Genomic DNA, 21,955 nt, shown 5'->3' with positions numbered 1-21,955 from the left:
TCAGGGACCGCACAAGAGGGGGAGGCATACGAACTGCGCACAGGAGTGTGCGCAGACAAAGAGTCATCCTAGCACGGATCGGTTCCCGGGCGTGTCGGGCTCAGAGCCCTGCGGCCTCCGCCGCACCCCGGCCCCAGCGGAACGGGGACACCGTCGGGTCCCCGGGGATCCAGAACCGCCACGGGAATGCGGCCGTCCCGGCCGTGCCCGCGACTCCTACGCGCGGCCCGGATGCGACCTCGGCCAGCGGCTCGGCGAGCCAGAGCTCGGCGCGCGCGCCCGCCTGCTCGGTGCCGGCGATCGCGTCGATGCCGTCGTGCCGGGGATGCCGCAGCCCCGAGGCCCGGCCGAACCGGCCCGGCCCCCGCGCGAGGTCGCGCTGCCGGACCGCCGACGTCCTGAACTCAGTCGAAGGGCCGGCCGCCGCCGCCGGTCGGCCCGAGGACCCCCCGGATCGACGGAGTTCGGCACGCGCCGCCGCGACCTCGGCGCCGACCTCGACCTCGCCGGCACGCAGCAGGATCCCGCCCGCCGCCCCCTCGGGCCCGGCGACCACGTTCACGCAGGAGTGGATCCCGTGGCTCAGGTAGACGTACAGATGCCCGGCCTCGCCCCACATCGTCGCGTTGCGCGCTGTCCGGCCCATCCGGGCGTGGGATCCGGGGTCCGCCACGTCGCCCGTCCCCGCTCCGTGATACGCCTCGACCTCGGTGATCCGGATCCGCACCTCGGCGCCGTCGACGATCGTGCGCAGGCGCGCGCCCAGCAGCCGCGGGGCCACCTCGACGGGCAGGGCGTGCAGGTCGGCGCGGGTCGCGCGGCGCAGGCCCACCGCCTCCGGGGCGGACGATTCAGGAGCGGACGGCGCGAGGCCCGCGTCCGATCCCTCCTGGGCGGCGGATCGCGGATCGGCACCCATCAGCGGCGCGGCGCGGCGGCGCACCAGGACGGGTCGAAGCCGGACAGCACGACCAGCTCCTTGCCCGTCCTCGTGTCGAAGATGTGGGTCTGCATCGTGCTCGGCAGCGGCAGCAGCGACTTGTCGTACGGGTTCTGCACCAGGTTCGGCGCGACGACGACCGCGCTGTACTGCCCGCTCGGGGACGGGCACGCCTGCATGACGGCGTCCGACCCGGTGACCGTGAACAGCTTCGCAGCCTTGCCCTTATCGTCGACGCGGGTGATGATCTGGCCGGTCGGCAGGCCGCTCGCATCGCGCACGGTGACCTGGCGCAGCGTGCCGCCCGGGAACGGCGCGATCGTGCTCGGCACCCCGAAGTCGGGGCTCGACGCGGCGAGCGCCTTCTCGGATCCGTCGGCGAGGTTCAGCTCGACGAGGTTGTTCGCCCGGCTGACGATGGCGGTGTAGGTGCCGCGTGAGATGCCCTCGATGGTCTGCGCGAATCCGAGCGCGCTCGGGGATCCGGTCGCGCTCGAGCGGTCCTCGACGTAGAGAGCGCCGGTGAAGTCGATGAACAGCACGGCCGCGGTGTCGGGCACGAAGCCCCACTCCGCGACGCTCGGCAGCTTGCCGGCGAGCTTCACGATCTGCGGGGTCGCGTCGCCGGTGAGCGACTGGGTGACCAGCACGCTGGCCCGGCCGCTCGTGGCGCTGATGCCCTTGTCGGTGAACGTGTAGCCGACGAGGTTGCCGCGCTCCGAGACCTGCAGGCTCGAGGCGAACCCCGGTCCGGGCAGCGGCAGCTCGTGCTGGTTCTTGCCGGCCAGGTCCATCACGAGCAGCTCCGAGGTGCCGTCCTTCTCCGTGGCGATGACGAGGTGGTCGGCCGTGGAGCGGAAGTCGTCGATCTTCGCGTGCTGGAAGACCGGCACCGCGTTCTTGCCGCCGAGGTCGGTGCGGAAGATCGTGTCGTCGCCGCTGGAGTTGCGCTGCAGCAGGAAGATCGAGGACTTCGGCGTCTGGAACGTCGCCTGCAGCGTGCCGGTGCGCTGGTGGTCGGTGCCGGTGGCGTCCTTGACCGTGACCGTGTAGTTCGTGGCGTCGTCGAGCGGGACCGTGAACCGGATCCCCAGCGAGCGGCCGGAGGTGTCGACCGTGAACGGGGCGCGCGGGGTGACCGTCACCTGCTGCGCCGTCACCTTCGCGAGCGGTTCGCTCGCCGTGATGATCATGCGGGTGCCGGATGCGTCGATCGCGGCCTGCGCGTCGATCTTCACCCCGGTCACGCGCGGGCCCTGCAGCAGGCTGACCACGCCGAAGCCGGCGACGACGAGCACGAGCACGCCGACCACGGCGCCGATGACGAGCGGGAACCGGCGGCGCTTCCCGCTCGGCTCGGGGCTCGGGTGCGGCTGCCAGACGGGTTCCTCGTAGCCGGGGATCGCCTGTTCGGGCTCAGCGACCGGGACGGGCTCAGCGACCGGGACGGGCTCAGCGACCGGGATCTGCTCGAAGACCGGAGCGGGAGGCGTCGGGACGGGCGGCACGGCCTGTGCCCCGGACGTGCCGCGGGGGCCGGGCGCCTCGACGGGCTCGGCGACCGGGGCCGTCACGAGAACCGGAGCAGGCTCGACCGGAGCGGCCGACTCCGCGGCCGCGGCCTCTTCGGCCTCGCGACGCGCGCGCAGTTCGGCCCGGGTGAGCGGGCGATCCGCGTCGTCAGTGCTCATAGGGGTCCTCCGGCTGCGGGATCTTCGACACGCTGGCGGGGACGATCGAGAGCTTCCCGTCGGACGCCGTGCGCACGGTGCCCTTCACCTGCACCCACTGGCCGACCGAGTACTGGCCCTTCCAGGCGCTGATCCGCACCGGCACGGAGGCGGGCTGCGCATCCATCACGCAGTGCGTGATGACCATGCGGGTCAGGTGGGCGTCATCCGTCGCGGACCCGTCCGGGGTGAGGAAGCCGGTGAGCGTCACCGTCGTGCCATCGTACTTCTCCGGCCGGGTGCCCGTGGAGAAGGCGCTCGCCCACGCGCCCACCCCGAAGGTGCTCGTGTCGGTGTTCGCGCCCAGGGCGACGTTGTCGGCGCCCGCGAACAGCACGTTGCCCACGGGCGCCCGCTGCATGGCCATGTCGACGGACAGTGCGGCGGGCGGCAGCAGCAGCGCCCCGCCGGCGACGCCCGTGGCGATCACGCCCCCGGTCGCGGCCAGGGCGATGCCGGCGATCCGGCGGACCGGGCGGCGCGGGGCGTGCCCGTGCTCGTCGTGGTCGTCGGCCGTGCCGTGGTCGTCGGCCGCACCGTGGTCGTGACCGTGGTCCTGCTCCGCGCCGAGCGGGAGCGCGCACGACCAGACCGCGCCGATCAGCGTGACGACGGCGGCGGCGACGGCGAACCACACCGTCTCGGGGCTGACGTAGAGCGTGAGCCTGCCGGTGAACGCGAGCACGAGCGTGGTGATCGCGAGCAGAGAGGCGAGCCCGGCGCCGAGCCAGCGCGCGCCGAGCGACCCGGCCCGGGACGGCGTGTGATCGGACGCGTGATCAGACAAGGACGTTCACCCCGATCCCCAGGGCGAAGCCGAACAGGATCACGATGCCGACGATCCCGGCGAGCGTGCGCACGGTGAACGTGGTGCGCAGCAGGGCCATCATCTTGACGTCCACGAGCGGGCCGACCAGCAGGAAGGCGACGATCGCGCCCGGCGAGAACGTCGAGGCGAAGGACAGCGCGAAGAAGGCGTCGACGTTCGAGCAGATCGCGACGGAGATCGCCAGCGCGATCATCGCGACGACCGAGAGCAGCGGGTTGGATCCGATCGCGAGCAGCACGTCGCGCGGCACGATCACCTGCACGGCGCCGGCGAGGGCGGATCCGACGATCAGGGCCGGCATGACCGCGCGCAGCTCGACGAGGAACTGAGCGAGGCTGCGCCGCGTCGGGGAGCCGGCCTCGTGCACGACGACGTCGCAGGTGAGGCGGAACCGCTCGGTGAGCATCTTCTCCGGCGCGGGGTGGCGGCTGTACACCCAGCCGATCAGGTTCGCGACGAGGTAGCCGCCGACGATCCGCGCGATCAGGATCCCGCCGTCCCAGCCGAACGCGGCCTGGGTGGTGAGGATCACGATCGGGTTCACGATCGGCGCGGCGATGAGGAAGGTGAGCGCCTCGGCCGGCCCGAGCCCCCGCATCATCAGGCCGCGCGCGAACGGCACGTTGCCGCACTCGCAGACCGGGATCAGCATGCCCAGCAGCGACAGCACCGCCCGGCGCGCCCAGCCGCGGCGCGGCAGGATCCGCTCGATCAGGCCGTCCGGCAGCCACACCTGCACGACGATCGACAGCAGCACGCCGAGGATCACGAACGGCAGCGACTCGAACAGCACGCTGAGGGAGAGCGTCAGGCCGTCCTGCAGGCGGTTCGGCAGCGACGCCTGGAACAGGTGCGGGGCGAGGAACTGGATCGCGACCAGCACGCCGACGACGGCGGCGCCGACGAGTGCGGCGATGACGGCACGGCGCCCCGACAGCCGCGGCGGCTGCGGGCGCAGGGCGTGCGGGAGGGTCGATCCGTCCCGCGACGGCGCGCGGTGGCTGGGGGCCTGGACAGTCACGCCGGGGTCACGCTTCCGCTGCGGCGTTGGCGCACGTGGCGCAGAGACCGAAGATGTCGACCACATGCTCGGCGTCGCGGAAGCCGTGCAGGCCGGCGGTGCGCCGGGCCCACTGCTCGACGTCGGTCGCCTCGATCTCGACGGTCAGCCCGCAGGACCGGCAGATGAGGTGGTGGTGGTGGCCCTCCGAGGTGCAGGCGCGGTAGAGCGCCTCGCCCTCGGGGCTCTGCAGCGAATCGGCCTCGCCCGAGGCGGCGAGCCCGGCAAGGGCGCGGTACACGGTCGCCAGACCGATGCCGGTGTTCGCGTCGCGCAGGCTCGCGTGCAGGGTCTGCGCACTCACGAAGCCTCGCGCGTCGGCGAGCTCCTCGCGCACGCGCTCGCGCTGCCACGTGTTCCGCTGAGCCATGCCCCCGAGTCTAGATCGGCGCGCTGTCGCAAGGCTGGGAGCGGTTCAGACGGGGTCGTTGAGCGAGCCCCGAGCGCAGCGAGGAGCGAGACGAAACGCGGCCTCCCGCGCATCACCGCGTTTCGTCTCGCTCCGACTTCGTCGGTGCTCGCTCAACGACCCCGAAAAGAGTGCTTACTCGGCCTCGGGAGCCTCGGACTCCTCGGCCTCCTCGAGGAACGCGGCAGCGGATCCGGATCCCTCGCTGCCGAGAGCGCCGTCGGGGCGGATCAGCTCGCGCACCTCGGCCATGAAGCTGGTGAGCTGCTGCTGCTGCCAGCGCAGCTGACGGGCGCGGTCGTCGGCGTCGCGGACCACGTTCGCCGTGTGCGAGGTGACCATGTCGACGATCTTCTGGGCCTTGGTGCGGGCGCGGTCGAGGGTCTCCCTGGCGCGGACCTGCGCCTCGGCCTCGATCGCGCCTGCCTGCGAGCGCATCAGCCGCTCGTAGTCGTCGGCCTTCGCGGAGATCCGCTCGGCGTGCGCGAGGGATCCGGCGACCTGCTCGTTCGCGTCGGCGGTGATCCGCTCGGCGTGCGCGACGGCCTGGTTGTGCAGCACGAGGAACTCCTGCTGCGCGTCGTCCTGGCGGCGGGTGATGGACTCCTCCATCTCCAGCACGCGCGCGTTCATCTCGCGCACGTCGCGCTCGGCCGACACCCGCAGGTCGGTGGCCTCGCGGGTGACCATCGCGCGCAGGGCTGCCGCGCCCTTCTCGGCCTCGGTGCGGATCGAGTGCGCCTCCTGCTCGGCGTGGTTCACCTTCTCCTGGGCGTGCGCGGCCTCGCGCTCGACCTGGGCGGTGTGCGCGGCGAACTCGGTGTCCATCTTCAGCCGCACCTGGTCGGCGTCGCGCTCGGCCTGCGCGGTGATCCGCGCGACGTCCGCCTCGAGCTCGGCGCGCTTGGTGGCCGCCTCCTCGCGGGCGGCCTCGAGCAGGCGCTCGGCCTGCACGGCGGCGTTCTGGATGAGGACGCTCGCCTGCTCCTCGGCGACGCGCAGCACGGTCTCGAACTGCGAGCGCGAGGCGGCCTCGTCGATGTCGTCCTGGGATCCGGCGAGCGCGGTGCTCAGGGACTGGATCTGCGCCGCCGACTCGGCGACCTTGGCCTGCGCGGTGGCGAGGTCGGACTCGAGCTGCTCGGTGCGGGCGCTGTGGTCGGCCTTCGCCTTCTCGAGCTCGCGGCGGTGCTTCGCCTCGAGCTTCGCGATCTCGGCGCGACGCTGCTCGTCGGTCTTGGAGGTCGAGTCGGTGGCGCGGCGCAGCTCCTCCTTGAGGGCCGTCAGGTGCGCGTCGACCTCGGTCTTGTCGTAGCCGCGGAAGCCGATCGTGAACGACTGCTGGCTCGCCGGGCTCTCCAGGAGCTGGTCGAAGAAGTCCCCCTGCGGTGCCTTGTCGTCGGCGGCCTTGTTGTCCGCGGTCTGGTGGGGGTTTGACTCGGCCACGTTCGGCGCCTCTCTGATCACCATCCCGTCGACGCGTCGTCCTGGCACGCCGGAGCGAGCACTGCGCGAGGGGGGTCCGCGTCGTCCGGCTCCTGGGTGCGGGCCGCGATCCGACGCGATGGTCCAGAAGATCCTAACCCGCGGATCCTAAACGCGGGAGGGGGATCCGGCCGTTCCCCACCCCGGTTCACCGCGGATTCATCCGGGCGCCCCGTCGGACGCCCCGGTCAGCGGTCGCCGGCCGCGATCCCGGCGACCACCGCGCGGATCGCGACCTCGCCGCGGCGGCGCTGTTCGAGGGCCGGAACGGCGGCGAGCGGGCCGTGCAGGCAGAGCTCGGCGAACCCGTGCACGGTAGCCCAGCACGCCCAGGCGGCGTCGTCCCGGCAAGCGGGATCCAGGGCACCCTCGGCGACGAGCGCGTCGAGAGCGGCGACGAGCGCGGGGAAGGCGGGCGCCTCGGCGACCGAGGACGGATCCGTGGGGCGGGATCCGAAGAACACCACCGCGAACCAGCCCGGTTCGGCGAGTGCGAAGTCGACATAGGCGACACCGATCCGGTGCAGCCGGTCGCGGGGATCCGGTGAGGGCTCGTCCGTCATCGCGCTCGCGAGGCGGAGCTGGATCGCCGCGGCGACGGCCTCGAGCAGCGCGGCGCGGCTCGGGAAGTGCCGGTACGCGGCGTTCGGGGAGACCCCGGCGCGGCGCGTGACCTCGCGGACCGTCACGGCCTCGGGCCCGCCGGCGCGGCTCAGGTCGAGCCCGGCCTCGACGAGGGCCGCCGCGAGATCGCCGTGGTGATAGGCCACCCCTTGCCCTCTCCTGAACCCGATGTGTACGGTGTGAACATAGCAGATGTGGACGCCGTGAACATCAGTGCGCCGACCACGGAATCGCGAACACCGGAGGACTGACATGACCGCTCTGCCCCCTGTCGTCGACGAGCAGACCTGGCGCGAGGAGCTCGCGAAGCTGCGCATCCGGGAGAAGGCCGCGACGCGCGAGCTCGACGCGATCGCCGCCGCCCGCCGCCGCCTGCCCGCCGTGAAGCTGCCCGACTACACCCTCATCGACGAGGACGGCAGCCGGGTCCGCCTGGCCGACGTGTTCCAGGGCCGCAGCCAGCTCGTGACCTACCACCACATGTGGTCGAACGGGAACCGGTGGCAGTGCTCGGGCTGCACGGGACTCACCGCGCAGTGGGTGCGCCCCGACTTCGTCGGCCAGTTCGACGCGACGTTCGCGGTCATCACGAACGGCCCGATGGACGAGGTCCTCGCCTACAAGAAGCGCGTCGGCAACGTGCTCACCTGGTACTCCTCGGCGGAGTCGCCCTTCGGCGCCGACATGGACTCGGGCCCCGACGAGGGCTTCGGGTTCAACGTGTTCCTGCGCGACGGGGACGACGTCTACCGCACCTGGCACACGAACGGCCGGGGCGCCGAGGCGTTCAGCTTCACGTTCGCGGTCTCGAACGTGCTGCCCTACGGCCGCCAGGAGGAGTGGCAGGACGTGCCGGACGGCTGGCCGCAGCAGCCGACGTACTCCCGCTGGCTGGGCTCGCAGGAGATCGCGGCGACATACGGGGATCCGGAGGCGTGATCCCTCAGGCCGTGCGGCGGACCCGCTCCCGCGAGCGCTGCACGAGCCAGCAGACGCCGTAGATCCCGAACGAGATCGTCGTGATGTAGGGGCTGACCGGCAGGGTTCCGGCGAGCGCGAGCAGGATCCCGCCGACCGCGGACAGGAAGCCGAACAGGGCGGCGAGTAGCGGCACGGTGAACGGGCTCGCGGCGACCCGCATCGCCGCGGCGGCCGGCGTCACCAGCAGCGCCATCACCAGCAGCGCGCCGATGATGTGCACCGCGACGGCGACGATGAGACCGAGCAGCACCATGAACACGAGCGAGATCGTCCGCGTCGGGATCCCGCGCGCCTCGGCCGAGACCGGATCCAGCGAGTCGAAGCGCAGCGGGTTCCACACCAGCACGAGCGCGACGAGCACGAACGCGCTGATCCCGATCAGCCACCCGAGATCCGGCGACGACACCGACACGATCTGGCCGGTCAGCAGGCTGAACCGGTTGGCGCTGCGCCCGTCGTAGAGCGACAGGAACAGGATCCCGAGTCCCAGTCCGAACGGCATCAGCACGCCCACGATCGAGTTCCGCTCCCTGGCGCGCGCGCCGAGCAGCCCGATCAGGATCGCGGCCACCAGCGCCCCGCCGATGGACCCCGCGACGACGCTGCCGCCGAACAGCAGGGCCGCCGCGGCCCCCGCGAACGACAGCTCGCTCACGCCGTGCACCGCGAACGCGAGATCGCGCTGCATCACGAAGACGCCGACCAGTCCGCCGACGATGCCGAGCACGGCGCCCGCCACGATCGAGTTCGCCAGCAGCACGACGAGCTGGCCGTAGTCCTGGAACGAGAAGATGTCGCCCCAGTTCACGGCCGGCAGGGCCGCGCCGAGCATCGCGCCGCTCATGCGGCCCCCTCGTGGTCGTGGTGAGCCTCGACGTCGGGCATGCCCACGACGATGAGCCGATCGCCCGCGCGCAGCACGAACACCGGAGCCCCGTAGAGGTCGGTGAGCACCCGGGTCTGCAGCACCTCGTCTGGCGTGCCGAGCATGAAGCGCCCGCCGGCGATGTACAGGATCCGGTCGACGCGGCCCAGGATCGGGTTGATGTCGTGGGTCACGAACAGCACGGCGGCGCCGTGGTCGCGCCGCTGCCGGTCGATGATCTCGGTGACGCCCTGCTGGTTCGCGAGATCGAGGTTCGACAGCGGCTCGTCGCAGAGCAGCAGCGCGGGCCGGTCCATCAGGGCCTGCCCGACGCGCAGCCGCTGCTGCTCGCCGCCGGACAGCGCGCCGACGCGGCGCTCGGAGAACGGCGCGGCGCCGACCTCGCGGAGCACCTCGTCCACGCGGGCCCGGTCGCCGCGGTGGGGCAGCGGGAGCCCGAACCTGCGCCCCTCCAGCCCGAGTGCGACGACGTCGCGGGCGCGCATGGCGGTGTCGGCCGGGTAGGGCCGCTGCTGCGGGATGTACCCGATGCGCGGGTTGCCGCGGGTGGCGGGGGCGCCGTCGACGCGGATGGATCCCGCGCTCAGCTCCTGCAGGCCGAGGATGCTTCGCAGCAGCGTGGTCTTGCCGGATCCGGACGGGCCGAGCACCGCGATGAACTCGCCGGGGCGCACGTCGAGGTCGAGCCCCGACCACAGCTCTCGCTCGCCACGCCCCTGCGGGCGGTGCAGCGCGGCACCGCGGATCTCCAGCACGGGGGCGCCGGCCTGCGGCGCGGAGGCGGGCGCCGTCATGCTCCGACGGCGCGGGCGAGGGAGTCGATCGCGGCGCGCATCCACTCAGGGTACGTGGTGCCCTTCGGAAGGATCTCGGAGAACGTCACCACGGGGACGCCTGCCGCCTTCGCCTCCTGCTCGACGCGCTGGGTCTCGGATCCGCCCGCCTGCGAGTTCGCGAGCACGGCTTTCACCTGCCCGCTCTGGATCACGTTCACGGCGGCGAGCAGCGTGGCCGGCGGCACGTCCCGGCCGCCCTCGACAGCGCCGGCGAAGCCCTGCGGCGCCTTGTCGACGAGGCCCGCCGCATCGGCGAGGTACCCGGGGACGGGCTCGGTGATGAACACACCGGATCCGCCCGCCTTCATCTTGATCGCGGCGAGGCGGGCGTTGGCTGCGGCGAGGTCGGCCGTGAGCTGCTCGGCGCCCTTCGCGTACTGGGCCTTGCCCTTCGGGTCGAGCTCGGTGAGCTTCTGCTCGATCGTGCCGACGACGCTGATCATCGTCGTCGGGTCGAACCAGACGTGCTCGTTGAAGCCGTCCGCGTCGTGCCCCGGGTGCGCATCGGCGGCCGTGACGACCTTGGCCTTCGACCCGTCCAGCAGATCCTTCATGAACGGGTCGTACCCGCCGCCGTTCTCGATCACCAGCGCTGCGCCGCGGACGCTGAGCCGATCGCGCGCAGTGGCCTCGTACTCGTGCGGATCCTTCGACATCGAGTCGATGATGCTCGTCACGCTGACCCGGTCGCCGCCGATCTCGCTCGCGATGCTGCCGTAGACGTCGGTCGTCGCGACGACGGAGACCTTCCCGTCCGCGCCGCCCGCGGCCGCTCCCGTCGCCGAGCATCCCGCCAGGGCGAGGAGCGAGGCGGCGGCGAGGGCGAGGGCGGCGAGGGACTTCTTCATGCGTCCGACTGTACGTTAATTGATAATCATTATCAAAACGGGGCGGGGGCCGATCACGCCGCCGTCGGACCCATCCGCCTCTCCGACCCTCGGAAAACGGAGAGCCCCGCGGCGTGTCGTGATGCGGATCCCGTCCGACACGCGGGCAGGACGCGGAACGCTCTCCGTTTTCCGACCGGTGGAGCGACCCGAGCGGATCCGTCCCGGCGCGGACAGGGTCAGGAGGCGGCTCGGCCTCAGTCCACGAGCAGCGCGGGCTCCTCCAGCACGGCGGCGACGTCGGCGATGAAGCGGCTCATGCCGTCGCCGTCGACGACGCGGTGGTCGAAGGATCCGGCGACCGTGGTGACCCAGCGCGGGCGGACCTCGCCGTCGACCACCCACGGCTTCTGGCTGATCGTGCCCATGGCGACGATGCCGGCCTCGCCGGGGTTGATGATCGGGGTGCCCGCGTCCATCCCGAACACGCCGATGTTGGTGATCGTGATGGTGCCGCCCTGCTGGTCGGCAGGCGTGGTCTTCCCCTCGCGCGCGGTGGCCGTGAGCCGGTTCAGCGCGCGGGCGAGGTCCTTCATGCCGAGGTCCTGGGCGTCCTTGATGTTCGGGACGAGCAGTCCGCGCGGCGTGGCCGCGGCGATGCCGAGGTTGACGTAGTGGCGCACGGCGATCTCGGCGCCGTCCTCCGTGTCGATCCAGGCGGCGTTGACCATCGGGGTGCGGCGCACCGCCCAGATGACGGCGCGCGCCATGATGAGCAGCGGCGACACCTTGATGTCGGCGAAATCGGGCGAGGCCTTGAGCCGCTTGACGAGCTCCATCGTGCGGCTGGCGTCGACCTCCTTCCACACGGTCACGTGCGGGGCGGAGTAGGCGCTCTGCACCATCGCCGAACTCGTCGCCTTGCGCACGCCCTTGACGGGGATCGACTCCGTGCGCGACGCGTCGGCGCCGGGACGCGCGGGCGAGATGCCGCGGGCGAGGCCGACGGGGGCGGTCTGCGGCGCTGGCACGGTCTCCTCGCGCACGTCGCCCCACTCCGGGGTCTGGATGTTGCGGAACACGCTGGCCTGCTCGGCGTGCTTGACGACGTCGTCGCGGGTGACCTCGCCGTCGGCACCGGTCGGGGTGACGTGGGCGAGGTCGACGCCGAGGTCGCGGGCGAGCTTGCGGATCGGCGGCTTCGCGATCACGCCGACGCTGGAGCGGACCGGCCGCTCGGCGGGGCGGCGGCGGCGCGAGGTCGCCTCGTGGCCGGACCCGTACCCGACGAGCACGGATCCGGATCCCTCCTCCGCGGCGGGAGCGGCAGGAGCTCCGCCCTCCGGTCCCTGAGCCTGTCGAAGGGCGGGCGCGCCGGTGAGGAACGTGATGATCGGGGTGCCGACGTCGACCGTCCTCCCCTCGGGCACGAGCAGTTCGCCGACGACGCCGGCGTGCGGCGAGGGCAGCTCGACGAGCGACTTGGCCGTCTCGATCTCGCAGATGACGTCGTTGACCGCGACCGTGTCGCCGGGTGCCACCTTCCAGGTGACGATCTCGGCCTCGGTCAGCCCCTCGCCGACGTCCGGCAGGGTGAAGGTCTGGGTGCTCATGGTCGGGATCCTTTCACTTCCGCTGGTCGTTGAGCGAGCACCGGCGCAGCCGGAGCGAGACGAAACGCGGTGATCCTGCAGGGACAGCGTTTCGTCTCGGTCGCCTTCGGCGTCCTCGCTCAACGATCGGACGGGACATCAGTAGGCGAGGGAGCGGTCCACGGCCTCGAGGATCCGGTCCGGATCCGGGAGGTAGACGCCCTCGAGCTTCGCGGGCGGGAACGGGGTGTCGTAGCCCGACACCCGCAGCACCGGCGCCTCGAGCGCGTAGAACGCGCGCTCCATCACGGTCGCGGCGATCTCGCTGCCGAGGCTCACGAAGCCCGGCGCCTCCTGCGCGTAGACCATGCGGCCGGTCGAGCGCACCGAGTCGAGGATCGGGCCGTAGTCGACCGGCGAGAGCGAGCGCAGGTCGACGACCTCGCAGCTCGTGCCCTCGGCCTCGGCGAGCGCGGCGGCCTGCAGCAGCGTCGAGACCATCGCGCCGTGACCGACGAGGGTGACGTCGGATCCGCGGCGGACGATCCGCGAGGCGTGCAGCGGGAGCGCGGGAGCGGAGAGGTCGACCTCGCCCTTCGGCCAGTAGCGGCTCTTCGGCTCGAGGAAGATGACGGGGTCGTTTGAGGCGATCGCCTCCTGGATCATCCAGTACGCGTCGTTCGGCGTCGACGGCGAGACCACGCGCAGGCCCGGGGTGTGCGCGAAGTAGGTCTCCGGGCTCTCCTGGTGGTGCTCGACGGCGCCGATGTGCCCGCCGTACGGGATCCGGATCACGACGGGCATCGAGATCGCGCCCTCGTGCCGCGCGGTGAGCTTGGCGAGCTGGGTCGTGATCTGGTCGAACGCGGGGAACACGAAGCCGTCGAACTGGATCTCGATGACCGGGCGGAACCCGCCCATCGCGAGGCCGATCGCCGTGCCGACGATGCCGGACTCGGCGAGGGGCGTGTCGAGCACGCGCTGCTCGCCGAAGTCGCGCTGCAGGTGCTCGGTCACGCGGAACACGCCGCCGAGCCTGCCGATGTCCTCGCCCATGAGGATGACGCGGGGGTCGTCCTCCATGGCCTTGCGCAGGCCGGCGTTCAGCGCCTTGCTGAACGGCATCGTCTCGATGTGCGTCTGGGTCGTCTCTACGGTCGTCATCAGTTCGCACTCTGCCCTTCTGCCGCTCCGCTGGGGGCGAAAGACGCCTCGTACTGCGCCTGCCAGGCCTTCTGCTCGGCCATCAGCGGGTGCGGGTCGCTGTACACGTTGTCGAAGATCGCCTCGGGGCCGGGGGCGGTGAGCTCGAGCGTGCGCACGCGCAGATCCTCGGCGGCGTCGGCGGCCTCGGCCTCGGCGTCGGCGAAGACGGATCCGGCCGCGCCCCGGTTCTGCAGGAACGCGCGCATCCGGACGATCGGATCCTTCTGCGCCCACTCCTGCTCCTCGGCGCTGCCGCGGTACTTGGTCGGGTCGTCGCTCGTCGTGTGCGCGCCCATGCGGTAGGTCACGGCCTCGATCGCACGGGGGCCGTCGCCGCCGCGCGCCTCGTCGAGCGCGCGCCGGGTGACCGCCCAGCTCGCGAGCACGTCGTTGCCGTCGACCCGGACGCTGGGGATGCCGTAGCCGGATCCGCGCTGGACGAGCGGCACGCGGGACTGGGTCTCGACCGGGACGGAGATCGCCCAGTGGTTGTTCTGCAGGAAGAAGACCTCGGGGGCGCGGTAGCTCGCGGCGAACACCATCGCCTCGTGCACGTCGCCCTGGCTGGAGGCGCCGTCGCCGTAGTAGACCATGACGGCCTCGTCGCGGTCGAGGTCGCCGGTGCCACACTTGCCGTCGAAGACGAGGCCCATCGCCAGGCCCGTGGCGTGCAGGGTCTGCGAGCCGAGCACGAGCGTGTAGATGCGGGTCCTGCCGTTGCGGGGGTCGGTCGGATCCCAGCCGCTGTTCGACGTCCCGCGCATGAGCTTGATGATGTCGACGGGGTCCACACCGCGGATCCGGGTGACGGCGTGCTCGCGGTAGGAGGGGAAGATCGTGTCCTGCGGGCGCGAGGCGCGGGCGGATCCGACCTGCGCGGCCTCCTGGCCGCGGCTCGGCGGCCACAGCGCGAGCTGACCCTGGCGCTGCAGGTTGGTCGCCTGCGCATCGATGGCGCGGATGATCACCATGTCCCGGTAGAACTGCTCGAGGTCACTGTCGGGCAGCGCCTCGATGAGCGGGAGGTACTCGTCGGCGGCGGGGCTCGGGGCGAAGGCGCCCTCGGCGTCGAGGACGCGGACGGTGGCGGAATCGGCAGTCACGTTGTCTACGCTAACCGAGGTTTCCGCCTTCCGAGTGGAGGGTGCGTACAACGGATCCGTCGGGACCTAGGCCGTTCCCCACGGACGCATGCGCTCCCGCGGATATCCAGGCGTCCCACGTATTTATGCCAGGTCCCCCTAGCTTTTTTGCTGGGGGTCCCATGCATTTTCCGGGCACGGGTCCGGGGTCCCGGCGCATCGGGCCACCGCACCCGCACGCCCCTGTGACGGTCGGACGCTCGCGCGTCAGCCGCGCTGGGCGGCGGCGACTTCGAGCACGCGCGGCAGCGACTCGGGCTCGCCGACGGAGATGCGGATCCCGTCGCCGGGGAACGCACGGACGATGAGGCCCGCGTCCTCGAACGCGGTCGCGACGGCTGCGGTCGCCTCGCCCGTGGGGAGCCAGACGAAGTTGCCCTGGGCGTCGGGCACATCCCAGCCCTGGGCGCGGAGGCCGTCGACGAGCAGAGCACGGCGCTCGACGATCACCGCGACCCGGGCGCGCAGCTCGTCCTCGGCGTCGAGGCTCGCGGTCGCCGCACGCTCGGCGGCCCCCGTCACGGACAGCGGCACGGCGGTGCTGCGGGCGGCATCGAGCACGCGCGGGTGCCCGATCGCATAGCCGACGCGCAGGCCCGCGAGCCCATACGCCTTGGAGAAGGTGCGGAGCACGACCACGTTCGGGTGCGCCTCGAAGATCCGCTCGGCGAGACCGTCGACGGCGTCGGGAGCCGTGACGAACTCGGCGTAGGCCTCGTCCAGGACGATCAGCACGTCCTGCGGGACCTTCGTCACGAACGCGGCGAACTCGGCGCTCGTCACGATCGGCCCGGTCGGGTTGTTCGGCGTGCAGACGATGATCACCCGGGTGCGGTCGGTGACCGCGGCAGCCATCGCGTCGAGGTCGTGCCGGGCGCCGTCGGTGAGCGGCACCTGCACCCCGGTCGCCCCCGCCACGAGCGGCAGGCCCGGGTAGGCCTCGAAGGAGCGCCAGGCGTAGATCACCTCGTCGCCGACCGTGGCCGCCGCCTGGACGAGCTGGTACAGGATCGCGACGCTGCCCGAGGCGATGTGCACGGCGTCCGGCTCGACGCCGTACCGCTCCCCGAGCCGTTCGCGCAGGGCCCGCGCGGTCGCGTCGGGGTACCGGTTCATGGGAGTGGCCTCGGCGAGCGCCGCGACGACCTGCGGCAGCGGGTCGAACGGGTTCTCGTTGCTGGAGAGCTTGAACGCGTCGGCGCCCGCCTGCTTGCCCTGGCGGTACGGCGGCAGGGCCGCGATCTCGGGACGGATGCGGGGCAGGATCGGATCGCTCACGGGTCGAGTCTAGGACCGGGCGGCCCCGACGCACCCGGGTCGATCCGACGCCTCCTCCGCACGACCCCGGTGCCGTGCCGCACCGGATTCCCCGGCCGTTCCCGGCCCCGGGTGCGACAATCGGGCCATGAGGTTCCTGATCCGCGTCGTCGTCAACGCCTTCGCCATCTGGGTCGTGAGCCTGATCCCGATCCTCGAGGTCACGGTCATCCCCTACCCGCCCGGCGGAGAGATCCCGCTTCTCGTGACCCTGGTCGCGATCGGCGCCCTGTTCGCGGTCGTCAACACGATCATCGGCACGGTGCTGAAGATCGTCGCGTTCCCGCTGTACATCCTCACGCTCGGGCTGATCTCGCTGGTGATCAACGGTCTCCTGCTGTGGATCACCGCCTGGATCACCGGGTTCTGGAACTGGGGCCTGCACGTCGGCGGCTTCGGCTGGACGATCCTCGCCGCCCTGCTCATCGGCATCATCAACGGATTCTTCAATGCGATCCTGCGCCCGCAGCGCCGTCGCGACCGCGAGCGCTACTGACCCGGCACCCGCGCGGACGCTCACGGCAGCACCCTCGCGGACGCGTAGTCCCGGGAGGTCATGGTCGCGCCGGCGAGCGCGGCGAAGTGCTCGCGGATCGCGTCCATCCGCGGATCGCCGGACGCCTCCGCGAGCCGGACGGTCTCCCGGTAGCCGTCGAAGTCATGCGCCGGCATGCCCGGGTCGATCCCGTGCCCGGGCGCGACCGTGCGCGTGATGACGAGGCTGTCGGCCGAGCCCGTGCCGCTGGGGGACCCTCCGCCCGCGAGCCCTGCGACCGGGTCGTCCGTGTGCCGCACCGCGACGGAGAGCACGTCGTCCGGCAGCACCGGCTCGACCGGTGAGCCGACCGTGAACACGGCCTGCACGTCGAAGCGGCCGGACTGGGCGAGGAGATCCGTGATCATGCCGCCCTGCGAATAGCCGACGAGGTCGACCGGCGTGGACGCATCGGCGCCCGCATCCTCGAGCGCCGCGACCGTCGCCTTGTACGCGTCCGACTCGGCGTGGTCCAGATAGGCCCGCCCGTTCGACGCCATGTCCCACGGGTCACGGTCGGTGCCGTCCGTGCTTTTCGACCGGGTGCCGTCGACGTAGGCGACGAACCGCGTCGAGCCGTCGCCCATCCGGTACGTCTCCACACGCACCTGGGCGCCGCCCTTGGGGATGCGCGACACGGCTTCGCCGAGCGACGCGGGCGCGGCGGCCGGCGCCTCACGGGTCGCGGCGCTCTTCACCCGCACATCGCCCGGTCGCGGATCGCCCGCGACCACCGCGCGTCCCGGCGTCGGCGCGAGCGGGCCCGGCGCCACCACACCCCACTGCGACCCGCCCCATCGGATCAACTGCTCGCCCGCCCCGGTCAGGCCCGCCGCGCCGAACCGCATCGTGCTGAACAGGGCGTACAGCGCCGGATTCACGGCGAACAGCGCCGTGAGCGCCAGTCCGTCGGGAGAGTACGGCGCAGGGATCGCGGCGGGCGTGAACCCCGCGGTCCGCGCCTCCTCCCACTCCTTGCGGACCCTCTCCTCCGCCGCGGAGAGCTGCCCGTTCGCCCGCAGCAGCTCGTCGATCCTCACCTGGCAGCTCTGCACGAGCCGCGGATCCGTCGTCGCGGCCATCGCCTGCCGGGCCCGCAGCTCCGCGAGTTCGTACACGTCCGCGAGGGTCTCGGTCGCGCAGACCAGCCCGTCCAGCGCCGTACCGACGGTCTCCAACCGGTTCGTCAGGGTCCACAGCGAGGAGACCTCTCCGATCCCGGATGCCTGCACCCGTGCCGGAATCGCCTGCAGCTCCTGCTCCGCGAGCTGCACCGCGATCGCCGCGTACCGGACGCGGCCCGCAGCCACGCGCAGGTCCTCCGGATCCACCGCGATAACGCCGCCGCGCCCGATCTCGACCTCGTCGCCCATCGCTCACCCGGCCCTCAGGGCGGATTCGACGGCGCCCAGTTCGTCGAGGATGCGCTGCAGCTCCTGCGCCTGCCGTGCGAGTTCACCGCGCAGCAGGTCGATCGCGCGCGCCCGCCACGGGCACTCCGCCTCGATCGTGCGCAGCGAGGCGATCACGCCCTCGATCCGGTCCCGCGCGCGGTCGCAGCGCATCAGGGCCTCGGCGAGGGCCCAGGACCCCTGGGCGGTGTCGGCGAACGTGAACATGGCACCACCCTGCCGAGCCCCGGCCCGGCGCAGGAGGCCCCGAGCGCAAAGGGTGCAGAGCGTCCGCGGTCCCCGGATTGTGGAGGAGCACCCGGCGGACCGGCAGAATGGATCCATGACCGAACCGGATCCGCAACGCGTGATCCCGTTCCGCGTGATCTTCGTGTGCACGGGGAACATCTGCCGGTCCCCCATGGCCGAGGTGGTCTTCCGCGACATCGCGGAGAAGCAGGGTCTCGGCGACCGGATCATCTCGACGAGCGCCGGCACCGGCGACTGGCACGTCGGCGAGCAGGCCGACAGCCGCACGATCGATGCGCTCGCCCGCCGCGGCTACGACGGCTCCCGGCACCGCGCCCGGCAGTTCACCGCCGAGTCCTTCGCACAGAACGACCTCGTCGTCGCGCTCGACCGCTCGCACGAGCGGATCCTGCGGCAGTGGGCGCACGACGAGTCCGAGGAGGGCAAGGTCACCCTGCTGCTCTCGTTCGAGCACCACCCGACCCTGCTCGACGTCCCGGACCCCTACTACGCCGACGCCCGGATGTTCGACGACGTGCTCGGTATGATCGAGAGCGCGAGCCACGGCCTGTTCCGTCAGCTCGAACCCGCCATCCGGCCATCGGCACCCCGCGTCTGACGCCCCTCGACGCCGGCGGTGCCTCGATCAGGAGGTCTCCCCTGACTGCTCAGCTCCCGGCCCAGCCCCTCAGCCCGCTCGACGGCCGCTACCGCGCCGCCGTCTCCGGCCTCGCCGACTACCTGTCCGAGGCGGGCCTGAACCGCGCCCGCGTCGAGGTCGAGGTGGAGTGGCTGATCGCCCTCACCGACCGCTCCCTGTTCGGCACCGCCCCGCTCGCCGAGGCCGACAAGGACCGCCTGCGCGGCCTGTACCGCGACTTCGGCCAGGCCGAGATCGACTGGCTCGCCGAGAAGGAGGCGGTCACCCGCCACGACGTCAAGGCCGTGGAGTACCTGGTTCGCGACCGCCTGTCGGCCCTGGGCCTCGACGCGATCGCCGAGCTCACCCACTTCGCCTGCACGAGCGAGGACATCAACTCCGCGTCCTACGCACTGACCGTCAAGCGCGCGGTCGAGCGGGTGTGGCTGCCGGCGCTGCAGGACGTGATCGACAAGCTCCGCGAACTCGCGACCGAGCACGCCGACGCCGCCATGCTGTCCCGCACGCACGGGCAGCCGGCGACCCCGTCCACGATGGGCAAGGAGCTCGCGGTCTTCGCGTGGCGCCTGGAGCGCGTCGTCACGCGGATCGAGGGATCCGAGTACCTCGCGAAGTTCTCCGGCGCGACGGGCACCTGGTCGGCGCACCTCGCCGCCGAACCCGATGCGGACTGGCCGATGATCGCCCGCGAGTACATCGAGGGCCTGGGGATCGACTTCAACATCCTGACCACCCAGATCGAGTCGCACGACTGGCAGGTCGAGCTGTACGACCACGTCCGGCACGCGGGCGGGATCCTGCACAACCTCGCCACCGACATCTGGACCTACATCTCGCTCGGCTACTTCGCGCAGATCCCCGTCGCCGGTGCGACCGGATCCTCGACGATGCCGCACAAGATCAACCCGATCCGCTTCGAGAACGCCGAGGCGAACCTCGAGCTGTCCGGGGCGCTGCTGAACTCGCTCTCGCAGACGCTCGTCACGAGCCGGATGCAGCGCGACCTCACCGACTCGACCACGCAGCGCAACATCGGCGTCGCGTTCGGGCACTCGCTGCTCGCGCTCGACAACCTGCGTCGCGGCCTCACCGAGATCTCGCTCTCGCGCGACGTGCTGCTCGCCGACCTCGACACCAACTGGGAGGTCCTCGCCGAGGCGATCCAGACGGTGATCCGCGCCGAGGTCGTCGCCGGCCGGTCCACGATCCAGGATCCGTACGCGCTGCTCAAGGAGCTCACCCGCGGTCACCGCGTGGGCGCCGCCGACCTCGCCGAGTTCGTGCAAGGCCTGGAGATCGGCGACGCCGCCAAGCAGCGCCTGCTCGCGCTGACCCCGGCGACGTACATCGGGCTCGCGGAGACGCTGGCGAAGTAGCGCCCGACGTTCCCCGGTTCGGGGATCCGCCGTTCCCCGAGCCGGGGATGGATAACGCTCCTGCAGGTTCGCCTGTGGGAGCGTTTTCCATCTCTGAGTGGGCGGCCCGACTCGGCAGAGATGGAAACCGTCGCCGCGTCGAGCCCGGGAGGAGCGTTTTCCATCCCCGAGCGCCGGCGACGCGACGGCCCGGATGGACTCAGGCCTCGGCGAGGCGGGCCGGGCGCGCGGATCCCACGTCCCGATCCGTCGATCGGCCAGGATCACGCCTCCTTTCGGGGCGCGATTCCGTCGTTTGGGGCGCGTCCTGCCCGTTTCCCGGGCCAGATGCGCCCCAAAACGCACCCCATGCGCCCCAAAGCGGTCGGGGGAAACGTCGTGGCGGAGTCTCAGGCCTCGGCCGGGCGCGGGGCGGCCGGGGCGGCCGCGGGAACCCCGGAGTGCTCGCCCGCACGGTCCTTCGGCATGGTCCAGACGGCCAGCAGGATGAGCACCGCCGTCACCGACGCGGCCGCGAACACCCAGGTCGACGCGTGGATGACGGTCGCGGGGTCGTGCTCGCCGCCGCCCTGGGCGAGCACCGCGTTCGAGATGGCGCCGTAGATCGCCACGCCGACCGCCGCACCCGCGGAGCGCGAGAACGTGTTCATGCCGGTCACGGCGCCGCGTTCGCCCCAGCCGACGGACGCCTGGGAGGCGATGAGGGTGGGCGCCGCGGTCCAGCCCAGTCCGAAGCCGATCACGAACGCGACCCCGGCGAGGGCGAACGCGTTCGGGTACGGCCCGATCAGCGCGAGCGCGATCCCGCCGACGGTCGCGATGCTCGATCCGACCAGCGCGGTGAAGCGGAACCCGAAACGGAGGTACATCCGTCCGGCGTTGGAGGCCGAGAGCGGCCAGCCCAGCGTCAGCGCGGCGACCGAGAGCCCGGCCAGCAGCGGGGGGACGCCGATGGATCCCTGCAGGTAGGCGGGCGCGAAGCTCGTGATGCCGGTGAGCAGCGCGCCGATCGCGAAGGATGCGATCGTGGTGGTGAGGATCAGCCGGCGCGAGAACAGCCGCAGATCGATCACGGGCTCCACCGCGCGGCGCTCCACGAGCACGAAGGCGACGAGCGCCAGCGCTCCGCCGCCGAAGCAGACCAGGCTCTGCACCGAGACCCAGGCCCAGGCGGCGCCGCCCTCGAGCACACCGAGGATCACACCGGTCAGCCCGAGCGTGAGCAGAGCGGCGCCGGCATAGTCGATCCGGTGCCGGCGGGACTCGATCTTCTCGTGGAAGTGACGCATGAGCACCCACGCGGCGATCAGGCACAGCGGCACGTTGATGAAGAAGATCAGCCGCCACGCGTCGAACTGCGCGAAGACGCCGCCGAGCGCCGGGCCGACCACGGAGGAGACCGCCCAGACGCTCGCGATGTAGCCCTGCACGAGGGCGCGTTCGGCGACGCTGTAGATGTCGCCGATGATGGTCATCCCGATCGGGGCGATCGCCCCCGCCCCGACGCCCTGCACGAGCCGGAACAGGATGAGCGAGGTCATGCTCCAGGCCAGACCGCAGAGGATCGAGCCGAGCAGGAAAAGTCCCACCCCGGTGAGGATGATCGGCTTGCGGCCCACGGTGTCGGCGAGCTTCGAGTAGATCGGCACGCTCACGGCCTGCGCGAGCAGGTAGATCGAGAACAGCCACGGGAACTGCTGGTAGCTGCCGAGGTCGCGCACGACGCTCGGCACGGCCGTTGCGAGGATCGTGGCGTCCATCGCGATCAGGCCGGTCGTCATCATGATCGACAGCAGGATCGGGCCCCGTTCGGAACGGAAGCCCACGGCGGCGCGGTCGACGGTGATGCTCACTCCGGACACAAGCGCCGCAGGGCGCG

At 71.9% G+C, this 21,955-nt stretch carries 21 protein-coding genes; 4 read left to right on the top strand and 17 right to left on the bottom strand.

Features of this window, described 5'->3' with window-relative positions; translation table 11 throughout:
- Window positions 1–100 precede the first annotated feature (100 nt).
- The 7 genes from RBR11_RS13360 to RBR11_RS13330 form a co-directional block, all read right to left on the bottom strand.
- Window positions 101–943, bottom strand: a complete 843-nt coding sequence (locus RBR11_RS13360; protein ID WP_308489843.1) for a DNA-3-methyladenine glycosylase — start codon at window positions 941–943, stop codon at window positions 101–103.
- The gene (locus tag RBR11_RS13355) at window positions 919–2,631 is read right to left on the bottom strand and encodes a TolB-like translocation protein (RefSeq protein ID WP_308489841.1); all 1,713 of its coding nucleotides are present in this window, start codon (window positions 2,629–2,631) and stop codon (window positions 919–921) included. The genes RBR11_RS13360 and RBR11_RS13355 overlap by 25 nt, the downstream gene beginning before the upstream one ends.
- On the bottom strand, window positions 2,621–3,457 hold the full coding sequence (locus tag RBR11_RS13350) for a TIGR03943 family putative permease subunit (RefSeq protein WP_308489840.1): 837 nt from the start codon (window positions 3,455–3,457) through the stop codon (window positions 2,621–2,623). The genes RBR11_RS13355 and RBR11_RS13350 overlap by 11 nt, the downstream gene beginning before the upstream one ends.
- Window positions 3,450–4,457 (bottom strand): permease, encoded by a 1,008-nt coding sequence (locus RBR11_RS13345; RefSeq protein ID WP_373889801.1) that lies wholly within the window; start codon window positions 4,455–4,457, stop codon window positions 3,450–3,452. The genes RBR11_RS13350 and RBR11_RS13345 overlap by 8 nt, the downstream gene beginning before the upstream one ends.
- Window positions 4,458–4,527: 70 nt before the next feature.
- Window positions 4,528–4,929: a Fur family transcriptional regulator gene (locus tag RBR11_RS13340; RefSeq protein ID WP_308489839.1), complete on the bottom strand. Its 402-nt coding sequence runs from the start codon at window positions 4,927–4,929 to the stop codon at window positions 4,528–4,530.
- A gap of 174 nt (window positions 4,930–5,103) precedes the next feature.
- Complete coding sequence (locus tag RBR11_RS13335) at window positions 5,104–6,414, bottom strand: coiled-coil domain-containing protein (RefSeq protein WP_308489838.1); 1,311 nt, start codon at window positions 6,412–6,414, stop codon at window positions 5,104–5,106.
- A gap of 227 nt (window positions 6,415–6,641) precedes the next feature.
- Window positions 6,642–7,223, bottom strand: a complete 582-nt coding sequence (locus RBR11_RS13330; RefSeq protein WP_308489837.1) for a TetR/AcrR family transcriptional regulator — start codon at window positions 7,221–7,223, stop codon at window positions 6,642–6,644.
- 106 nt (window positions 7,224–7,329) lie between these two features.
- Here RBR11_RS13330 and RBR11_RS13325 point away from each other — a divergent pair, with 106 nt between their 5' ends.
- Window positions 7,330–8,016 (top strand): DUF899 family protein, encoded by a 687-nt coding sequence (locus tag RBR11_RS13325; protein ID WP_308489836.1) that lies wholly within the window; start codon window positions 7,330–7,332, stop codon window positions 8,014–8,016.
- A gap of 4 nt (window positions 8,017–8,020) precedes the next feature.
- Here RBR11_RS13325 and RBR11_RS13320 read toward each other — a convergent pair whose 3' ends face one another.
- The 7 genes from RBR11_RS13320 to RBR11_RS13290 form a co-directional block, all read right to left on the bottom strand.
- Window positions 8,021–8,902: a metal ABC transporter permease gene (locus RBR11_RS13320; protein ID WP_373889798.1), complete on the bottom strand. Its 882-nt coding sequence runs from the start codon at window positions 8,900–8,902 to the stop codon at window positions 8,021–8,023.
- Window positions 8,899–9,738, bottom strand: coding sequence for a metal ABC transporter ATP-binding protein (locus RBR11_RS13315; protein ID WP_308489835.1), 840 nt, complete (start codon window positions 9,736–9,738; stop codon window positions 8,899–8,901). Before RBR11_RS13315 ends, RBR11_RS13320 begins: the two co-directional genes overlap by 4 nt.
- Window positions 9,735–10,628: a metal ABC transporter solute-binding protein, Zn/Mn family gene (locus RBR11_RS13310; protein ID WP_308489834.1), complete on the bottom strand. Its 894-nt coding sequence runs from the start codon at window positions 10,626–10,628 to the stop codon at window positions 9,735–9,737. Before RBR11_RS13310 ends, RBR11_RS13315 begins: the two co-directional genes overlap by 4 nt.
- A gap of 236 nt (window positions 10,629–10,864) precedes the next feature.
- Window positions 10,865–12,220, bottom strand: coding sequence for a dihydrolipoamide acetyltransferase family protein (locus tag RBR11_RS13305; protein WP_308489833.1), 1,356 nt, complete (start codon window positions 12,218–12,220; stop codon window positions 10,865–10,867).
- A 138-nt stretch (window positions 12,221–12,358) separates the two neighbouring features.
- On the bottom strand, window positions 12,359–13,363 hold the full coding sequence (locus RBR11_RS13300; protein ID WP_308489831.1) for an alpha-ketoacid dehydrogenase subunit beta: 1,005 nt from the start codon (window positions 13,361–13,363) through the stop codon (window positions 12,359–12,361).
- Window positions 13,363–14,508 (bottom strand): thiamine pyrophosphate-dependent enzyme, encoded by a 1,146-nt coding sequence (locus RBR11_RS13295; protein WP_308489830.1) that lies wholly within the window; start codon window positions 14,506–14,508, stop codon window positions 13,363–13,365. The genes RBR11_RS13300 and RBR11_RS13295 overlap by 1 nt, the downstream gene beginning before the upstream one ends.
- Before the next feature lie 246 nt (window positions 14,509–14,754).
- On the bottom strand, window positions 14,755–15,825 hold the full coding sequence (locus RBR11_RS13290; RefSeq protein ID WP_308489829.1) for a histidinol-phosphate transaminase: 1,071 nt from the start codon (window positions 15,823–15,825) through the stop codon (window positions 14,755–14,757).
- A 127-nt stretch (window positions 15,826–15,952) separates the two neighbouring features.
- Between RBR11_RS13290 and RBR11_RS13285 the strand changes: the two genes are divergently transcribed.
- Window positions 15,953–16,360, top strand: a complete 408-nt coding sequence (locus RBR11_RS13285) for a phage holin family protein (protein ID WP_308489828.1) — start codon at window positions 15,953–15,955, stop codon at window positions 16,358–16,360.
- A gap of 20 nt (window positions 16,361–16,380) precedes the next feature.
- Here RBR11_RS13285 and RBR11_RS13280 read toward each other — a convergent pair whose 3' ends face one another.
- Together RBR11_RS13280 and RBR11_RS13275 are read right to left on the bottom strand one after the other, a co-directional pair.
- Window positions 16,381–17,772 (bottom strand): hypothetical protein, encoded by a 1,392-nt coding sequence (locus RBR11_RS13280; RefSeq protein WP_308489827.1) that lies wholly within the window; start codon window positions 17,770–17,772, stop codon window positions 16,381–16,383.
- Between the two features lie 3 nt (window positions 17,773–17,775).
- Entirely contained in the window at window positions 17,776–18,018 is a 243-nt protein-coding gene (locus RBR11_RS13275; RefSeq protein ID WP_308489826.1) for a hypothetical protein, read from the bottom strand.
- A gap of 115 nt (window positions 18,019–18,133) precedes the next feature.
- Between RBR11_RS13275 and RBR11_RS13270 the strand changes: the two genes are divergently transcribed.
- Both RBR11_RS13270 and purB read left to right on the top strand, forming a co-directional pair.
- On the top strand, window positions 18,134–18,658 hold the full coding sequence (locus tag RBR11_RS13270; RefSeq protein ID WP_308489825.1) for a low molecular weight protein-tyrosine-phosphatase: 525 nt from the start codon (window positions 18,134–18,136) through the stop codon (window positions 18,656–18,658).
- A 41-nt stretch (window positions 18,659–18,699) separates the two neighbouring features.
- Window positions 18,700–20,076: an adenylosuccinate lyase gene (gene purB, locus RBR11_RS13265; RefSeq protein WP_308489900.1), complete on the top strand. Its 1,377-nt coding sequence runs from the start codon at window positions 18,700–18,702 to the stop codon at window positions 20,074–20,076.
- A 389-nt stretch (window positions 20,077–20,465) separates the two neighbouring features.
- Here purB and RBR11_RS13260 read toward each other — a convergent pair whose 3' ends face one another.
- Complete coding sequence (locus RBR11_RS13260; protein WP_308489824.1) at window positions 20,466–21,929, bottom strand: MFS transporter; 1,464 nt, start codon at window positions 21,927–21,929, stop codon at window positions 20,466–20,468.
- Window positions 21,930–21,955: the final 26 nt, after the last annotated feature.

Origin of the sequence: Microbacterium capsulatum, from assembly GCF_030865425.1 — a bacterium.
Classification (GTDB): Bacteria; Actinomycetota; Actinomycetes; order Actinomycetales; family Microbacteriaceae; genus Microbacterium; species Microbacterium capsulatum.
The sequence above is the reverse complement of the archived record's forward strand: the minus strand, read 5'-3'. Positions and strand labels throughout refer to the sequence as shown.

Bases quoted from the DNA above. Each gene is read 5' to 3' on its own strand.
- RBR11_RS13355 (WP_308489841.1), bottom strand. From the start codon at position 2,631: ATGAGCACTGACGACGCGGATCGCCCGCTCACCCGGGCCGAACTGCGC.
- RBR11_RS13340 (WP_308489839.1), bottom strand. From the start codon at position 4,929: ATGGCTCAGCGGAACACGTGGCAGCGCGAGCGCGTGCGCGAGGAGCTC.
- RBR11_RS13325 (WP_308489836.1), top strand. From the start codon at position 7,330: ATGACCGCTCTGCCCCCTGTCGTCGACGAGCAGACCTGGCGCGAGGAG.
- RBR11_RS13320 (WP_373889798.1), bottom strand. From the start codon at position 8,902: ATGAGCGGCGCGATGCTCGGCGCGGCCCTGCCGGCCGTGAACTGGGGC.
- RBR11_RS13315 (WP_308489835.1), bottom strand. From the start codon at position 9,738: ATGACGGCGCCCGCCTCCGCGCCGCAGGCCGGCGCCCCCGTGCTGGAG.
- RBR11_RS13310 (WP_308489834.1), bottom strand. From the start codon at position 10,628: ATGAAGAAGTCCCTCGCCGCCCTCGCCCTCGCCGCCGCCTCGCTCCTC.
- RBR11_RS13305 (WP_308489833.1), bottom strand. From the start codon at position 12,220: ATGAGCACCCAGACCTTCACCCTGCCGGACGTCGGCGAGGGGCTGACC.
- RBR11_RS13300 (WP_308489831.1), bottom strand. From the start codon at position 13,363: ATGACGACCGTAGAGACGACCCAGACGCACATCGAGACGATGCCGTTC.
- RBR11_RS13285 (WP_308489828.1), top strand. From the start codon at position 15,953: ATGAGGTTCCTGATCCGCGTCGTCGTCAACGCCTTCGCCATCTGGGTC.
- RBR11_RS13280 (WP_308489827.1), bottom strand. From the start codon at position 17,772: ATGGGCGACGAGGTCGAGATCGGGCGCGGCGGCGTTATCGCGGTGGAT.
- RBR11_RS13275 (WP_308489826.1), bottom strand. From the start codon at position 18,018: ATGTTCACGTTCGCCGACACCGCCCAGGGGTCCTGGGCCCTCGCCGAG.
- RBR11_RS13270 (WP_308489825.1), top strand. From the start codon at position 18,134: ATGACCGAACCGGATCCGCAACGCGTGATCCCGTTCCGCGTGATCTTC.